This window comes from Trinickia dabaoshanensis (assembly GCF_002879885.1).
Classification (GTDB): Bacteria; Pseudomonadota; Gammaproteobacteria; order Burkholderiales; family Burkholderiaceae; genus Trinickia; species Trinickia dabaoshanensis.
The window spans coordinates 22019-35380 of the sequence record NZ_PNYA01000025.1; the positions used below are offsets into that span (position 1 = coordinate 22019).

17 protein-coding genes are annotated in these 13362 nt (G+C 64.5%); 15 read left to right on the forward strand and 2 right to left on the reverse strand.

The features are described 5' to 3' along the window. Positions 1–28: 28 nt before the first annotated feature. From C0Z18_RS23745 to C0Z18_RS23770, 6 genes are all read left to right on the forward strand, one after another. Positions 29–1444 carry an efflux transporter outer membrane subunit gene (locus tag C0Z18_RS23745; protein WP_102647984.1) on the forward strand — a complete coding sequence of 472 codons (1416 nt, stop codon included), beginning with the start codon at positions 29–31 and terminating at the stop codon, positions 1442–1444. A 106-nt stretch (positions 1445–1550) separates the two neighbouring features. Then, positions 1551–1853, forward strand: coding sequence for a Dabb family protein (locus C0Z18_RS23750; protein ID WP_102647985.1), 303 nt, complete (start codon positions 1551–1553; stop codon positions 1851–1853). A 37-nt stretch (positions 1854–1890) separates the two neighbouring features. Further along, positions 1891–2394 carry a PaaI family thioesterase gene (locus tag C0Z18_RS23755; RefSeq protein WP_102647904.1) on the forward strand — a complete coding sequence of 168 codons (504 nt, stop codon included), beginning with the start codon at positions 1891–1893 and terminating at the stop codon, positions 2392–2394. A 67-nt stretch (positions 2395–2461) separates the two neighbouring features. Beyond that, positions 2462–3460 (forward strand): NADP-dependent oxidoreductase, encoded by a 999-nt coding sequence (locus C0Z18_RS23760; protein WP_102647905.1) that lies wholly within the window; start codon positions 2462–2464, stop codon positions 3458–3460. Between the two features lie 101 nt (positions 3461–3561). Continuing rightward, complete coding sequence (locus C0Z18_RS23765) at positions 3562–4422, forward strand: SDR family oxidoreductase (protein ID WP_102647906.1); 861 nt, start codon at positions 3562–3564, stop codon at positions 4420–4422. A gap of 51 nt (positions 4423–4473) precedes the next feature. Next, positions 4474–4911, forward strand: a complete 438-nt coding sequence (locus C0Z18_RS23770; RefSeq protein WP_102647986.1) for a GNAT family N-acetyltransferase — start codon at positions 4474–4476, stop codon at positions 4909–4911. Between the two features lie 36 nt (positions 4912–4947). Here C0Z18_RS23770 and C0Z18_RS23775 read toward each other — a convergent pair whose 3' ends face one another. After that, positions 4948–5784 (reverse strand): NRDE family protein, encoded by an 837-nt coding sequence (locus tag C0Z18_RS23775; RefSeq protein WP_102647907.1) that lies wholly within the window; start codon positions 5782–5784, stop codon positions 4948–4950. 174 nt (positions 5785–5958) lie between these two features. Here C0Z18_RS23775 and C0Z18_RS23780 point away from each other — a divergent pair, with 174 nt between their 5' ends. Then, positions 5959–6402: a DUF2778 domain-containing protein gene (locus C0Z18_RS23780; protein WP_233217456.1), complete on the forward strand. Its 444-nt coding sequence runs from the start codon at positions 5959–5961 to the stop codon at positions 6400–6402. Beyond that, a complete protein-coding gene (locus C0Z18_RS23785; RefSeq protein ID WP_102647909.1) occupies positions 6399–6731 on the forward strand; it encodes a hypothetical protein in 333 nt (110 codons plus the stop codon). The genes C0Z18_RS23780 and C0Z18_RS23785 overlap by 4 nt, the downstream gene beginning before the upstream one ends. A gap of 26 nt (positions 6732–6757) precedes the next feature. On the opposite strand, the gene ygfZ is transcribed toward C0Z18_RS23785, so the two are convergent. Then, entirely contained in the window at positions 6758–7792 is a 1035-nt protein-coding gene (ygfZ, locus tag C0Z18_RS23790; RefSeq protein ID WP_102647910.1) for a CAF17-like 4Fe-4S cluster assembly/insertion protein YgfZ, read from the reverse strand. A gap of 78 nt (positions 7793–7870) precedes the next feature. On the opposite strand from ygfZ, the gene mltG reads away from it, so the two are divergent. The 7 genes from mltG to C0Z18_RS23825 all read left to right on the forward strand — a co-directional run bounded on the left by mltG (position 7871) and on the right by C0Z18_RS23825 (position 13282). Beyond that, positions 7871–8887 carry an endolytic transglycosylase MltG gene (mltG, locus tag C0Z18_RS23795; RefSeq protein WP_102647911.1) on the forward strand — a complete coding sequence of 339 codons (1017 nt, stop codon included), beginning with the start codon at positions 7871–7873 and terminating at the stop codon, positions 8885–8887. Continuing rightward, complete coding sequence (gene tmk, locus C0Z18_RS23800) at positions 8888–9508, forward strand: dTMP kinase (protein WP_102647912.1); 621 nt, start codon at positions 8888–8890, stop codon at positions 9506–9508. Between the two features lie 58 nt (positions 9509–9566). After that, a complete protein-coding gene (locus C0Z18_RS23805) occupies positions 9567–10592 on the forward strand; it encodes a DNA polymerase III subunit delta' (protein WP_102647913.1) in 1026 nt (341 codons plus the stop codon). 71 nt (positions 10593–10663) lie between these two features. Then, a complete protein-coding gene (locus C0Z18_RS23810; RefSeq protein WP_102647914.1) occupies positions 10664–11194 on the forward strand; it encodes a GNAT family N-acetyltransferase in 531 nt (176 codons plus the stop codon). 52 nt (positions 11195–11246) lie between these two features. Beyond that, positions 11247–12038, forward strand: coding sequence for a TatD family hydrolase (locus tag C0Z18_RS23815; RefSeq protein WP_102647915.1), 792 nt, complete (start codon positions 11247–11249; stop codon positions 12036–12038). A gap of 52 nt (positions 12039–12090) precedes the next feature. After that, complete coding sequence (locus C0Z18_RS23820; RefSeq protein WP_102647916.1) at positions 12091–12828, forward strand: ankyrin repeat domain-containing protein; 738 nt, start codon at positions 12091–12093, stop codon at positions 12826–12828. Between the two features lie 76 nt (positions 12829–12904). Then, positions 12905–13282, forward strand: coding sequence for a Rap1a/Tai family immunity protein (locus tag C0Z18_RS23825; protein WP_102647917.1), 378 nt, complete (start codon positions 12905–12907; stop codon positions 13280–13282). Positions 13283–13362: the final 80 nt, after the last annotated feature.

The following is a 13362-nucleotide window of genomic DNA, read 5'->3' on the forward strand; positions in this document are numbered from 1 at the left end:
ATTCAAACGTTTTACCGGTTCGGCCGCGATGACTGCAAGAGTCGCCGCGGCCGCGATCGCCGCTGTGTCGATTGCGGGCTGCGCGTCCACGGCGCGCGATGCCGAATGGCGCCGGCCCGACGTGCCGGCGAGTTGGTCCGGCGCCGAAGCTCCGGCCGACGGCGACTCGGGAGACTCGCCGACGGACGCTCGGCCAGCCGCCGCGCGGTCCCCGGGTGGTACGCCATGGGCCGAGCGCTGGTGGGCGAGCTTCGACGATCCCGCGTTGGACGCGCTCATCGAACGGGCAGTGGCCGACAATGCCGATCTTGCGATCGCCGCGATCCGTGTGCATCGTGCGCAACTCGAGGCGGGGCTCGTCGATGCAGGCACAGGCCTGCAAGCCGCCCTCAGCACAGGGGCCGGGGTGACGAGGCCGTTTGGCGCCGATCGCGCGCGCGTGTCGACGGGTGTCAATGCGGTTTTGTCGTTTGAACTCGACTTGTGGGGCAAGCTGGCCGCGCGTCGCGACGAAGCGTCTTGGCGCGCGCAGGCAAGCGAGGCCGACCGCGATGCCGCCGCTTTGCTATTGATCGGTACGACCGCGAAGCTCTATTGGCGCATCGGCTATCTGAACCAATCGATCGCGTTCGACGAGGCGTCCGTGATCGATGCGCAGCGGACGGCCGCGATCGTCGAGTCACGCGCGGCCGCGGGCGCGGCATCGCCGCTCGATGCGGCGCAAGCGCGCCGGCAGGTCGCCGCCCAGCGGGCCGCTTTGTCGCAGCGCAAAATCGAGCGCGAGTCGAAGCGCAACGCGTTGGCACTGATCTTGGCCCAGCCGCCGCGCGAGCGCGGGCAGGAGCCGGCGAGCTTGCGCGGCGCGGTCATACCGAACGTGACCGCGAGCTTGCCGGCCGTCGTGCTGGCGAGGCGGCCTGACATACGCGCCGCCGAATCGCGTTTGCGCGCGCGCTTGGCCAACGTCGATGTGGCTCGGGCGTCCATTTATCCGGACATCACGCTGACGAGCGAGCTGGGCACGAGCAGCGACATGCTGCTTCGCACTTTGCAAAACCCGGTCGCTTCGCTCGGCGCTGCGTTGGCACTGCCGTTCGTTCAGTGGAATACGGTGCGCCTGAACGTGGCCTTGTCCGAAAACGAGTTCGACGAAGCGTCGATCGCATTCCGGAAAGGACTGTACGGTGCGCTGGCCGAAGTGGAAGATGCGTTGGCGGCGCGAGCGCAATTGGACGAGCAGGCCGTTCAGCACGCTCGCGCCGGCGAGGACGCGACGCTCGCCGTGTCGCTGGCGCGTGCGCGCTTCGAGCTGGGCGCAACCGATGCGGCGCCTTGGCTCGAGGCGCAACGCGCGCAGCGTTCGGCCGAGCGCGACCGTATGGCGAACCATCTGGCTCGGCTCGAAAATCGAATGGATCTTTTCCTTGCGCTCGGAGGCGGCTAGCATCGGCATGGCCATTCGCAGGCCTGTCGAGATCGAGGGAAACGAGTATCATCCGTCGCTACCGCCCGAAGACAATGGCCATCCCAGCATCAAGGAGTCAAGCGAAATGATTCGTCACATCGTCATGTGGAAATTGAAGGAAAGCGCGTTGGGCGCGAGCCGTGCCGAAAACGCGGCGAAGCTCAAGGAGCGTTTGGAGAGTTGCACCGATATCGTCCCGGGCATCGTGCGCCTCGAAGTGGGCGTTGCCACGCAAGGGCTCGATTCGACCTATGACGTCGTGCTCATTTCCGACTTCGCGGATAAGGCCGCGCTCGATGCCTATCAGGTTCATCCCACGCACGAAGCCATCAAGGAGTTCGTGGTCGCCGTGCGCGAGTCGCGCGAGTGCGTCGACTTCGAAGTTTGACCGTCATCGAGCATACGGATAGCAGAGCGAACGCATCATGCCCAAGCGAGAGGAGTCGCAGTCCGCGCAAGCACCCGAGGCCGCGCGCGAGCGTACGATCGAGAGTCCGTTCGTCGATCACCTCGGCGTTCGCCTAATCTCGGCGGAAAACGGCGAAAGCGAAGTTGCGCTGACGCTTGCCGAAACGCAGATGAACACCTGGAATGTCGCGCACGGCGGAGTCACGATGACGCTCGCCGATGTCGCGCTCGCCACTGCCGCGCGCAGCTTGACCGAGGACGGCGTGGGTGTGGTCACTGTCGAAATGAAGGTCAACTTCATGCAGCCGGGCCGCGGCGAATTGCGCGCGTACGGCCGCGTGCTGCATCGTTCGAGCACCATGGCGTATTGCGAAGGCGAGGTCCGTGACGATAGCGGCAGCTTCGTCGCCAAGGCGCTCGGTACGTTCAAATACATGCGGCGGCTCGCGGTTGGACGCGAGGTCGTCGAACAAAGAAGGCGCCGGCCTCCCGGCACCCAGCCCGGCCCGAGCGACGGCTGATCGCTCGGGCGCTGCGCGTTTTCGTCGCCGTTTTCCCGCCATTCGCGAATCGGAGAGAAAAATCGCCATGACCCCAATGAATCGCCGTATCGTGCTGGCCTCGCGCCCGCAGAAAGCCGTCTCCGCCGAAAACTTCCGACTCGAGCAAACGCCGCTCGCGGAACTGGCCGACGGCCAGTTCCGTGTCCGCAACCATTACTTGTCGATCGATCCGTATATGCGAGGCCGCATGAACGACGCGAAGTCGTATGCCGCGCCGCTCGGCATAGGGGACGTGATGATCGGGGGCACGGTTGGGGAGGTGGTGGAATCGAAGCACCCAGGCTTCGCCGTGGGGGACAAAGTCACAGGGATGTTCGGTTGGCAGGACTACGACACCTCCGACGGCGCGGGCGTGCGCAAGATCGACGATGCGCGCGTGCCGCTCACGGCTTATCTAGGCGTGGCCGGCATGCCGGGCGTCACGGCCTGGTACGGGCTGAACAAGATCATCGCGCCGAAGCCGGGACAGACGGTCGTCGTGAGCGCCGCCAGTGGCGCTGTCGGCAGCGTCGTCGGTCAGTTGGCCAAGTTGGCCGGATGCCGGGCGGTAGGCATCGCGGGTGGCGAACAGAAATGCCGCTACGTGACCGGCGAACTCGGTTTCGATGCCTGCGTGGATTACAAAGCGGGCAACCTGTATGCGGATCTGAAGGCGGCCACGCCCAACGGCGTCGACGGCTATTTCGAGAACGTCGGCGGGGACGCGTTCGATGCGACCTTATCGCGCATGAATCCGTTCGGCCGCATCGCCCTGTGCGGCATGATCGCCGGCTACGATGGGCAACCGGTGCCGCTCAAACAGCCCTCGATCATCTTGACGATGCGTTTGCTCGTGCAGGGCTTCATCGTCACCGAGCACCTCGATGTCTGGCCGGAAGCGCTCGGCGAGCTCGCGAGCCTCGTCGCGCAAAAGAAGCTGCGCTATCGAGAGTGCATCACCGATGGCCTCGAGCATGCCCCCGAGGCATTGATGGGCTTGCTGCAAGGCAAGAACTTCGGCAAGCAACTGGTCAAGATCGCTTAACCAAGATCGGCTAACGATGGGCACTGCCTAGCGCATCGGGCCCGCCAAGGGCCGGTGCGCGGCACTTTCCCGCGCGGCAACACGAAGCGCAAGGAGAACGCATGGAACAATTCGACGGCAAGGTCGCCGTCATTACGGGCGCCGCGAGCGGGTTCGGCCGCGCATTCGCGCAAAAGGGCGCGGAGCTCGGAATGAAGCTCGTTTTGGCCGACATCGACGGGGAAGCGCTCGGCGATGTCGTTGCATCGCTCACCGCGGTAGGGGCCGATGCGATCGCGGTGCCGACGGACGTGTCGGATGGCGCGGCTGTCGAAGCGCTCGCGCGGCGCACGCTCGACGCTTACGGCAAGGTCCACCTGCTGTTCAACAATGCGGGGGTGGGCGCGAGCGGCTATCTTTGGGAGATGAGCGAGAACGATTGGGCGTGGGTATTCGGCGTCAACGTGATGGGCGTTGCCAACGGCGTGCGCGTCTTTACGCCGATCATGCTGAACCAGAACGAACCGGCTCACATCGTCAATACGGCTTCTGTCGCGGGCCTGGTCTCGCCGCCGTCGATGGGGGTGTACAACGCGTCGAAGCACGCCGTCGTCTCGCTGACCGAGACGCTCTATCACGACCTGCGGCGAGCCGGTGGGCCCGTTGGTTGCTCGCTGCTGTGTCCGGCGTTCGTCCCGACCGGGATCGCGCAAGCCGAGCGTTCGCGGCCGGCGCGCTGGCGTAACGAAGCGCCGCCGTCGGCGTCGCAGATACTGGCCGGCAAGGAGATCCGCAAGGCCGTGCGCTCGGGCCGGCTTGCCGCCTCCGATATCGCCGAGGCCGCCTTCGATGCCGTGCGTGCCGATCGGTTTTACGTCATCACCCATCCGGCCATCATGGAAAGCGTTCGCGTCCGTCACGAAGATATCGAGCAGATGCGGGCACCGACCGACCCGTCGGTTTCGCCTCGAGGCAGCACCTGACATGCTGTGCGGAGCCATGCCGCCGGGCTCGAAACGTACGAGGAGCTACCGATGCGCGACGTGACGATTCAAGCGGGCGATTGGCATGGTCTGGGCAAGGACGCCGCTGGCGTGCGCGAGGCCGTCTTCGTGCGCGAGTTGGGCATCGCGGCTCCGCTCGTCTCGGATGAAGCCGACCTCGATGCGGTGCACGTCGTCGCGTATCGCGAGGGCGATGCCATCGCGGCGGCCCGTTTGCTGCCGGACGGCGCGATCGGGCGGCTCGCGGTGCTGCCTCGAGCTAGGCGCTCGGGAGTAGGGTCGTTGATTCTCGAAGCGCTGCTCGCTCACGCGATACAGCGCGGCGACGCGTGTGTGAGACTTTATGCGCAGCGCGATGCCGTTCCGTTCTATCTTCGGCACCAATTCTCGACCGTTGGCGAACCGTTTTATGAGGCGGGAGTCGAGCACGTCGAGATGGTCCGGCAACTCAAGGAAAACGGCCACTGAGTAGCCGGTCGCGCGAGCCCGGTTCCGGCAATGGAATCAGGCGCGGGCATCCCGCGGGTTCGACAAAGCAAACTCGAATGTGAATCGCCGCTCGAAGGACCCGGGGCGTTCGATGCGGTGCGAACCGTCGTCGTCGCTACGTTCGGCGATTTCGACGCCGGCTATCGCGCCGGTCGTCCGAACACGCAGCGCGGTTGTGCCCCGCGTGCCGTAATCGGGTGTTTCGATGAAGGCGGCCGATAGGGCGCGCTCGCGCTCGAGGCTGATACCGGTCGAGGGCAGCGTTTCATCGGCAGCCACGCGCGGGTCGCGCATGAGTTCGATCAGCGCATCGAGTTCGGGCGTGCCGCCCCGATCGGTCAACTTCCCTAGCTCGGCGCGCTTGCGCACGAGTTTCGGCCACGGGGTGTCGAGCACGGCGTTCGAAATGCCGTGCACACCCTCAGGCAAGAGACTCGGGGCCGCATCCGCGCGATTGCAATACCAACCGAGTTCGCGCCGGGCGAAATCGCCCACGATCAAGTTGAAGCCGTTGTACGCCGCGCCGCGCTCGGCGATGTCGCACAGATAGTCGAGCGGCGCTCCCCGTTGCCCCACGAGGTAATCGGCGACGAGTGCGCCGCGCGTGGGTGCATCGGCGCGAAACGCGCGCGCATCGCGATGATTCGTGAGCGCGGCGAAGCGTCCGTCCCGCGTAAGCCCGAGCCAAGTCCCCCCGCCGACGAGGTCGCGACAGGCGAGCACGCCCGGGGCATCGGTCCACCAATCGAGCGGCGCGGTGGCGCGCGCGAAAAATTCGTCGCGATTGGCGGCAAGCGTGAGGAGGGCGCCGGCCCGGGAGTCAGGCCGCCAGTCGAATACGATCAAGCACATAGGTGGATAGGAGCGATCGTGACGTGAAACGGGGATCGAAGGTTCGGTTGTAAGTCGGTCTGAAAATGCGTCGGTGATGCGGTGCTCTACAGCGTGTTCGGAAAAACTCGAGGTTTTCACCGAGAGACGTCGAATATGACCGCCTCATGTTATTTCAGATTGAATGGCAAACGCATGTCCACCCTCCAGTGCTTGGACTTCGGAAGCATGCTGGCGTTTTCGGGAAACGGGAAGTTCGTGAACGACCCTCAGGCAACTGCGATACCAAAGAATGGGCCGCTCCCCCACGGCAAATACTATATCCTGGACCGGCAATCAGGCGGTCGCCACGGTGCAGTAGTCGATGCGTTAAACGACGGCGCAAACGGGACCCATCGAGGGCACTGGTTCGCACTCTACTCGACCGTACCGCCCATCACAGACGCTGTAACGGTGAACGGCGTCAGGCGCGCGAATTTCCGAATTCATCCCGTCGGCTATTGGGGCGTAAGCGAGGGATGCATCACACTGCCTAACGTTGAAAATTTCTATGCTCTGCGCACATGGCTCAAGCGCCACCCACCGTCGAAGATTCCCGGCACCGAACTCGACTTTTACGGTACGGTCACGGTCATATGAAACGCACTTCTGTCGACTTAGTGCTGGCGGCGCTTCTGACGTTCCCGGTGTACGTCGGGTTGGCCAATAACCGGACGATCAACGATTGGTTCCTTTATGGGCAAGCGTGGGAACTGTTCCAGCCATTGTTCGATCTGGGCAATGCGATTGGCATCGACCGGCAAGCCGCGATCGTGATCGGAACGATGTTCACTGTGAGTTTCGTGCTATCCCTTACGGGCATCATCGTCGTGCGCTACGCAGTACGGAAGCTGCCAAGCCGCGTTAGACCGCCGAATGCAAGAGCGCGCCAGCGGTTCCCTCAGCGACCTCCCGCCGTTCGCTCCTGATACACGCGACTACCGACCACCACGCCTCACACTTCGCTCGGCAACGCGTACGGCAACGGCTGAAACGCGAGGGCAGGCCCGTCCGCGGCGGCAAAGTGAACGCTTCCGCCCTCCAGTGCGGCGAGCTTGATTTCGGCCAACACATCGATGCCCCCCTTCGGCGCGGCAGCGGCGTTCACGATCATGCCGCACGGCTGGCCCGGGTCGTCCGAATGGAATAGCTCCGCGCCGGGGGTCACCGGCTTGTCCGCGTGCTCGCCCGCAATGTGCGCCAACGCCATCCGCCGCTTGATGGTCCCGCGATACTGGCTGCGCGCGACGACTTCCTGCCCCGGATAACATCCCTTGCGGAAATTGATGCCTTCGAGCACGTCGAAGTTGACCATCTGGGGCACGAACTGTTCGAGCACGCCGTGCGTAATGCGCGGCTCGCCCGCATGAATATCGAGCCAATCCCAGACAGCGGGCGAAACGCGGGGAAGTTGACCCTCCAGTCCTGCCAGCCGCTCTTGCACGAGCGCCTTCGGTCCAATCCAGAGATAGCGCGGCCGCGCCGCGGCGTCGGGCACGCGAATCAGCGATCCGGCCGGACCCGCAACGTGTACGTGCACGCCATCGGGCAACGCGTCGAACAACTGGGCGAGCGGCGCGCGAACATCGCCGGCAAAGCCGACCACCGCGACCGAATCCGTGGCGTCGGTCAGCTTCGCCTTCGCGCGCAGCACGAACATCGACAGGCGTTTTTGTACCGCCGCGGTCAGTTCCCTCGAAACGAGCAGGCGAATCGTATCGGCCGCGCGCCAGATCAGCATCGAGGCAAGCAATCGCCCCTTGGGCGAGCAGTAACCGGCGAGGCGGGCACTCGCGGCATCGAGGTGCTGAACGTCGTTCGTCAACTGACCGTGTAGAAAACTCGCCGCGTCGTCGCCGACCGCGTCGATCACGCCGAACTGGTCGAGCGGCATGAATGCGCCGCGCGAAAGGACCGCTTCGAACTCGGCGGCGGCGGGGTGCGACGGCGTCGCGGAAGCGGGGGACACGGGGGCGTTCTGTTCGTTCATGGAATTCGTGACTAGTCAATCCTGACTTCGGCTTAGGCGAACAAGTATTATATGGGGTCCTTCCTAGCCGTGTTTCGCATGACCTTGTTGAGAAAATGCCTCGCCTTCGGGGTAGTCCTAGCCGTTTTGCTTGGCCTGCTTGCCTCGGTGGGCGGCTATTACTGGGCCACCCATCCGCTCGCGCTGCCGTCCGCCACCATCGATGTCACGATTCAACCGCGCAGCACCGTGCGCGGCGTCGCGGCGCAACTCAATCGTGGCGGCGTTCCCGTGGAGCCGGAGCCGTTCGTGCTCATGACGCGCCTGCTCGGCCTGCAAAGCCACCTGAAATCGGGTAATTACGAGTTCCGCACCGGCATCACACCCTACGCCGTGCTGCAAAAGCTGGCGTTGGGCGACGTCGACGAATCGGTCGTCACGATCATCGAGGGTTGGACGTTCAAGCGCATGCGAGCGGAGTTCGATGCCAGTCCGGCGCTTCGGCACGACACCGCCGGGATGGACGACGCGCAGTTGCTCGCCGCGATCGGCGCCAGCGACTCGCCGACGACGAGCGCCGAGGGCCTGTTTTTCCCCGATACCTATTTGTTCGACAAAGGAACGAGCGACGTGAACGTCTACCGGCGCGCGTACAAGTTGATGCAACAACGCTTGACGGCGGCCTGGGCCGCCCGCGCGGCGGGTCTGCCATACCAGACGCCGTACGAAGCGCTGACGGTTGCCTCGCTCATCGAAAAAGAGACGGGCAAGGCAAGCGATCGCCCGCTCGTGTCGGCGGTGTTCGCCAATCGGCTCCGCATCGGCATGCCGCTGCAGACAGACCCGGCCGTGATCTATGGATTGGGCGAGCGCTACGACGGTCACCTGAGCAAACGCGATTTGCAACAGGACACGCCGTACAACACCTATACGCGCCGCGGCCTACCGCCCACCCCGATCTCGCTGCCCGGCGTCGCTTCGCTGCAAGCCGCGCTGAACCCGGCGCCCACCAGCGCGCTATATTTCGTGTCGCGCGGGGACGGCAGCAGTATCTTTTCAGACACGCTCGGCGCCCATAACCGCGCCGTGGACAAATACATCCGAGGACAGGAATAAATGGCGCGAGGCAAGTTCATCACGTTCGAAGGTATCGACGGAGCGGGCAAGACGACGCATTTGCCCTGGTTTCGCGAGCGCCTCGAAGAGAAGGTGACGGCCGCGGGCCGCGCCGTCGTGACGACGCGCGAGCCGGGCGGCACGCCGCTTGGCGAAGCGTTGCGTGAACTGCTGCTGCATGAGCGAATGGATCTCGAGACGGAGGCGCTGCTGATGTTCGCCGCGCGGCGCGAACACCTCGCGCAAGTGATCGAGCCGGCGCTCACGCGCGGCGATTGGGTGCTGTCGGATCGTTTCACCGACGCGACCTTCGCCTACCAAGGCGGCGGGCGCGGCTTGCCGCGCGACAAGCTCGAAACGCTCGAACGCTGGGTCCAGGGCGGCTTTCAGCCCGATCTCACCGTACTGTTCGACCTGCCGCCCGAAACCGCGAGCGAGCGCCGCGGCGCCGCCCGCGCGCCCGACAAGTTCGAGAGCGAGACCGACGCGTTTTTCGCCCGTACGCGCGCGGAATATCTGCGCCGGGCACAAGAAGCGCCGTATCGTTTCGCAATCGTCGATGCCAAGCTGAGCATCGAACAGATCCGAAAGCGGCTCGGCGAGGTCATCGACGCGCTATGAACGCCCGCGCGATCCACGCACTCCATTGCTCGTACGAAGATTAAGTTAAGGCTCGACGATGATCTACCCGTGGCAACACGACGATTGGGACCGCCTGCAGCGCCTACGCGCGCAATGGCCGCATGCTTTGCTGCTCTACGGGCAAGCCGGCATCGGCAAGCTGCGCTTCGCGCAACACCTGGCGCAAGGGATGCTGTGCGAGGCTCCTGCGGCGAACGGCGAGCCCTGCGGTCAATGCGCCGCGTGCAATTGGTTCGTTCAAGGCAACCATCCCGACTACCGGGCCGTGCTCCCCGAAGCACTGGCCGGCGATGCCGCCGGAGCGGCGGTGTCCGAGGAAAAAGCGGAGGGCGAGGAGGGCAAGAAAACGCGCACGCTGAGCAAGGAAATCAAAATCGAGCAAGTGCGCGCGCTGCTCGATTTCTGCGGGATCGGCGCGCACCGCGGCGGCGCACGGGTGGTACTCGTCTATCCCGCCGAGGCGCTGAACGCGGCCTCGGCCAATGCGCTGCTCAAGACGCTCGAGGAGCCCCCGGCCGGAGTGGTCTTCCTGCTCGTCTCGGCGCGCGTCGACCGGTTGCTGCCGACGATCATCAGCCGCTGCCGGCAATGGCCGATGGCGACGCCGTCGCCCGAGCAGGCGCGCGCCTGGCTCGCGGAGCAAAACGTGTCCGATCCCGCCGCGCTGCTGGCCGAGGCCGGCGGTGCGCCGCTGGCCGCCTTGGCGCTGGCCGCCGACGACAGCCGGCCGCTGCGGGACTTCACGCTCAAGCAGTTGGCCGCCGGTCCCGAATGCGACGCATTTGCGTGCGCCGAGGCGCTGCAAAAGCTCCCGGTGCCGGTCGTGCTCGGCTGGCTGCAGCGCTGGCTGTACGATCTCGTCGCGCAACGGGCCGCGCAGCGGCCACGCTACTTCCCGGCCGCGCAACGCGAACTGGAGCGCTGCGCGACGCGCATCGACGCCAACGCGTTTGCCCGCTTCATGAAAGACGTCACGCGCGAACGGGCCGTCGAAAATCATCCGCTCAACGCCCGGCTCGTGTTCGAAGCGCTGTTTCTCGGCTATCGCGACTTGTTCGTCTAAGCGCCGAGATCGCCATACCATGCGAACCGAACGAGTTCTATCCGCCGAGTCCACCAGAAAGAGCTTCAGTCATGCACGTTAGCTACCGCGATGCGACACTCGACGATTTGCCCGAGATCGTCGCCATCTACAACTCGACGATTCCTTCTCGAGAGGTAACGGCCGACCTCACGCCGGTTACCGTGGAAAGCCGTCTGCCGTGGTTCGAGGCCCATGGGCCGAGCAAACGGCCGCTATGGGTCGTGGAAGAACCGGCGCAGGAGCAGGCGGGCGCCAAGCGCATCGTCGCGTGGCTAAGCTTTTCGGATTTCTATGGCCGTCCCGCCTACGCGCGCACGGCTGAAATCAGTATCTATCTCGATCGGAGCGAGCGCGGGCGGGGGCTCGGTACGCGGCTCGTGGCGGCCGCGCTCGACGCCGCCCCGGGGCTCGGCATCGATACCTTGTTGGGCTTCATTTTCGGGCACAACGCGGCGAGCCTCGCGCTGTTCCGGCGCTGCGGATTTCACGATTGGGGTTTGTTGCCCCGCGTGGCCGTGCTCGATGGCATCGAGCACGACTTGGTGATCCTCGGGCGTCGCGTCGGCGACCCGGCTCCCTGATCGTCCGAACGCCCCGCCCGCGCCGCGGAACAATCTGAACTTAAGGAAGACGATGTTCGTCGATTCGCATTGCCACATCAATTTCGAAGGCCTGGTCGAACGCTTGCCGCAGGTACTCGAGAACATGCGCTCGCACGACGTGACGCACGCGCTGTGCGTCAGCGTCGATTTCGAAACGCTCCCGAGCGTGCTCGAGGTAGCCGCCACCTACGAAAACGTCTATGCATCCGTGGGCGTGCACCCCGATCACGAGGACGCGCGTGAACCGACGCTCGCGGAGCTGGTCGAATTGGCCGCGCATCCCAAAGTCGTCGCGATCGGAGAAACCGGGCTCGACTATTACCGCCTGGAAGGGCGCTCGATCGCCGATATGGAGTGGCAGCGCGAGCGCTTTCGCACGCACATCCGGGCGGCCAAGACTGTCATGAAGCCGCTGATCGTGCACACCCGCGCCTCGAGCGAGGACACGCTACGGATCATGTCGGAAGAGCAGGCGAGCGTGCCGGGCGGTGTCATGCATTGCTTTACGGAGCCGTGGGCCGTGGCCGAACGGGCGTTGGCTCAGAATTTTTACATTTCGCTTTCGGGTATCGTCACCTTCAAGAGCGCGACCGACGTACAGGATGTGGCACGGCGCGTGCCGCTCGAGCGGCTTTTGATCGAAACGGACTCGCCTTACCTCGCGCCGGTGCCGTATCGCGGCAAACCTAATGAACCTGCGTACGTAAGTTATGTCGGACGTTTCATCGCACAGGCGCGCGGCATGTCCGATGCCGACCTCGGTGCCGCGACCACGCAAAATTTCTTTCGTTTATTCGGCATCCCCGTGCCGGATGCTGCCTGAGCGAACGACAGACTACCGCTGATACGACAAAACAAAGGAAGACCACTTGAATATGCATACCGATCCGTCGCTCTCGACCGTTTCCCGGCGCCTCGTGCACCGCTTCGCGCTCGTGTGCGCCGGCGCCCTCGCTTCGGTGGCGCTGACCGCTCACGCATCGAGCCTCGATTCGCTCGTCAAGGCCGTGAAGTTCGACGATGTCGACGCCGTCCAAAAGGCGCTCAAACAAGGCGCGGATCCGAACGCGACAGACCCGCAAGGCATGCCGTTGATCGTGCTGGCGGCGCGCGAGAAGTCGGACAAGGTGGCCAAGGCGCTGATGGCGGATTCGAAAACCGATATCGAGAAGCTCGATTCGGCGGGCGAGAACGCCATGATGCTCGCGGCGCTGAACGGCGATGCCGACCTCGTCAAGGCTCTGATCGACAAGGGCGCCGAAGTCAACAAGAAAGGCTGGGCGCCGCTGCATTACGCGGCTGCGAACGGTCACGACGACATCGTGAAGGTGCTGCTCGATAACTCGGCCTACATCGATGCCGGCTCGCCGAACGGCACGACGCCGCTGATGATGGCCGCGCGCGGCAATCATCTGTCCACCGTCAAAGTGCTGCTCGACGCGGGCGCCGATTCGCGCGTGAAGAATCAACTGGGCCTCACGGCGCTCGATTTTGCCAAGCGCTACCACGCCAAAGACGTGACCGAAGCGATGGAAGACATGTACGCCCGGGAGGCGGCGAGCGCATCGGGTGCGGCCGGCGCGTCTACTCCGGCTCAAAACGGTGCAAAATGATCGTTTTTTGGCCCCGGGCGAGATTGCCGGGGCCGTTTGCGCAATACCCGTTCACCGCTCGGAGAAAAGGAAGATTATGTTGCGGGCTTTGATATGCGTCGGGACGTTGACCATGCCCGTCGCCGCCCTGGCGGCGGTTACGCTGGGGGGCGGCAAGTTCACGGCAGGCGATTTGCACAAGCTGTGCACCCAGACCGACGCGATTTCGCGCGCCGCCTGCGTTGCCTATATCAAGGGGGCCGCCGACGGCGTGTTCAATACGATCGATGCCATCGGTGGAACCACCGGCCCGCGCGTGGGCCAGTATTTTTGCTTGCCCGAGCGCGTGGAGTCGCAGCGGCTCGTCGACGCGATTCGCCGCTTTGTCGCCGAGAATCCCGACACGGCGGAATACAACGCCAGTACGGCCGTCTCGCTCGGTCTCGAGAAGGCCTTTCCATGCAAGAGCGAATGAACGGCGTGTGAGCGGCGGATGACCGATTCAAGCGCGGCGGGCGCCGCAATTGAGAACGATCGATTTACGTCGGAACGAAA

Bases quoted from the DNA above. Each gene is read 5' to 3' on its own strand.
- C0Z18_RS23745 (WP_102647984.1), top strand. From the start codon at position 29: ATGACTGCAAGAGTCGCCGCGGCCGCGATCGCCGCTGTGTCGATTGCG.
- C0Z18_RS23750 (WP_102647985.1), top strand. From the start codon at position 1,551: ATGATTCGTCACATCGTCATGTGGAAATTGAAGGAAAGCGCGTTGGGC.
- C0Z18_RS23755 (WP_102647904.1), top strand. From the start codon at position 1,891: ATGCCCAAGCGAGAGGAGTCGCAGTCCGCGCAAGCACCCGAGGCCGCG.
- C0Z18_RS23760 (WP_102647905.1), top strand. From the start codon at position 2,462: ATGACCCCAATGAATCGCCGTATCGTGCTGGCCTCGCGCCCGCAGAAA.
- C0Z18_RS23765 (WP_102647906.1), top strand. From the start codon at position 3,562: ATGGAACAATTCGACGGCAAGGTCGCCGTCATTACGGGCGCCGCGAGC.
- C0Z18_RS23770 (WP_102647986.1), top strand. From the start codon at position 4,474: ATGCGCGACGTGACGATTCAAGCGGGCGATTGGCATGGTCTGGGCAAG.
- C0Z18_RS23775 (WP_102647907.1), bottom strand. From the start codon at position 5,784: ATGTGCTTGATCGTATTCGACTGGCGGCCTGACTCCCGGGCCGGCGCC.
- C0Z18_RS23780 (WP_233217456.1), top strand. From the start codon at position 5,959: ATGTCCACCCTCCAGTGCTTGGACTTCGGAAGCATGCTGGCGTTTTCG.
- C0Z18_RS23785 (WP_102647909.1), top strand. From the start codon at position 6,399: ATGAAACGCACTTCTGTCGACTTAGTGCTGGCGGCGCTTCTGACGTTC.
- ygfZ (WP_102647910.1), bottom strand. From the start codon at position 7,792: ATGAACGAACAGAACGCCCCCGTGTCCCCCGCTTCCGCGACGCCGTCG.
- mltG (WP_102647911.1), top strand. From the start codon at position 7,871: ATGACCTTGTTGAGAAAATGCCTCGCCTTCGGGGTAGTCCTAGCCGTT.
- tmk (WP_102647912.1), top strand. From the start codon at position 8,888: ATGGCGCGAGGCAAGTTCATCACGTTCGAAGGTATCGACGGAGCGGGC.
- C0Z18_RS23805 (WP_102647913.1), top strand. From the start codon at position 9,567: ATGATCTACCCGTGGCAACACGACGATTGGGACCGCCTGCAGCGCCTA.
- C0Z18_RS23810 (WP_102647914.1), top strand. From the start codon at position 10,664: ATGCACGTTAGCTACCGCGATGCGACACTCGACGATTTGCCCGAGATC.
- C0Z18_RS23815 (WP_102647915.1), top strand. From the start codon at position 11,247: ATGTTCGTCGATTCGCATTGCCACATCAATTTCGAAGGCCTGGTCGAA.
- C0Z18_RS23820 (WP_102647916.1), top strand. From the start codon at position 12,091: ATGCATACCGATCCGTCGCTCTCGACCGTTTCCCGGCGCCTCGTGCAC.
- C0Z18_RS23825 (WP_102647917.1), top strand. From the start codon at position 12,905: ATGTTGCGGGCTTTGATATGCGTCGGGACGTTGACCATGCCCGTCGCC.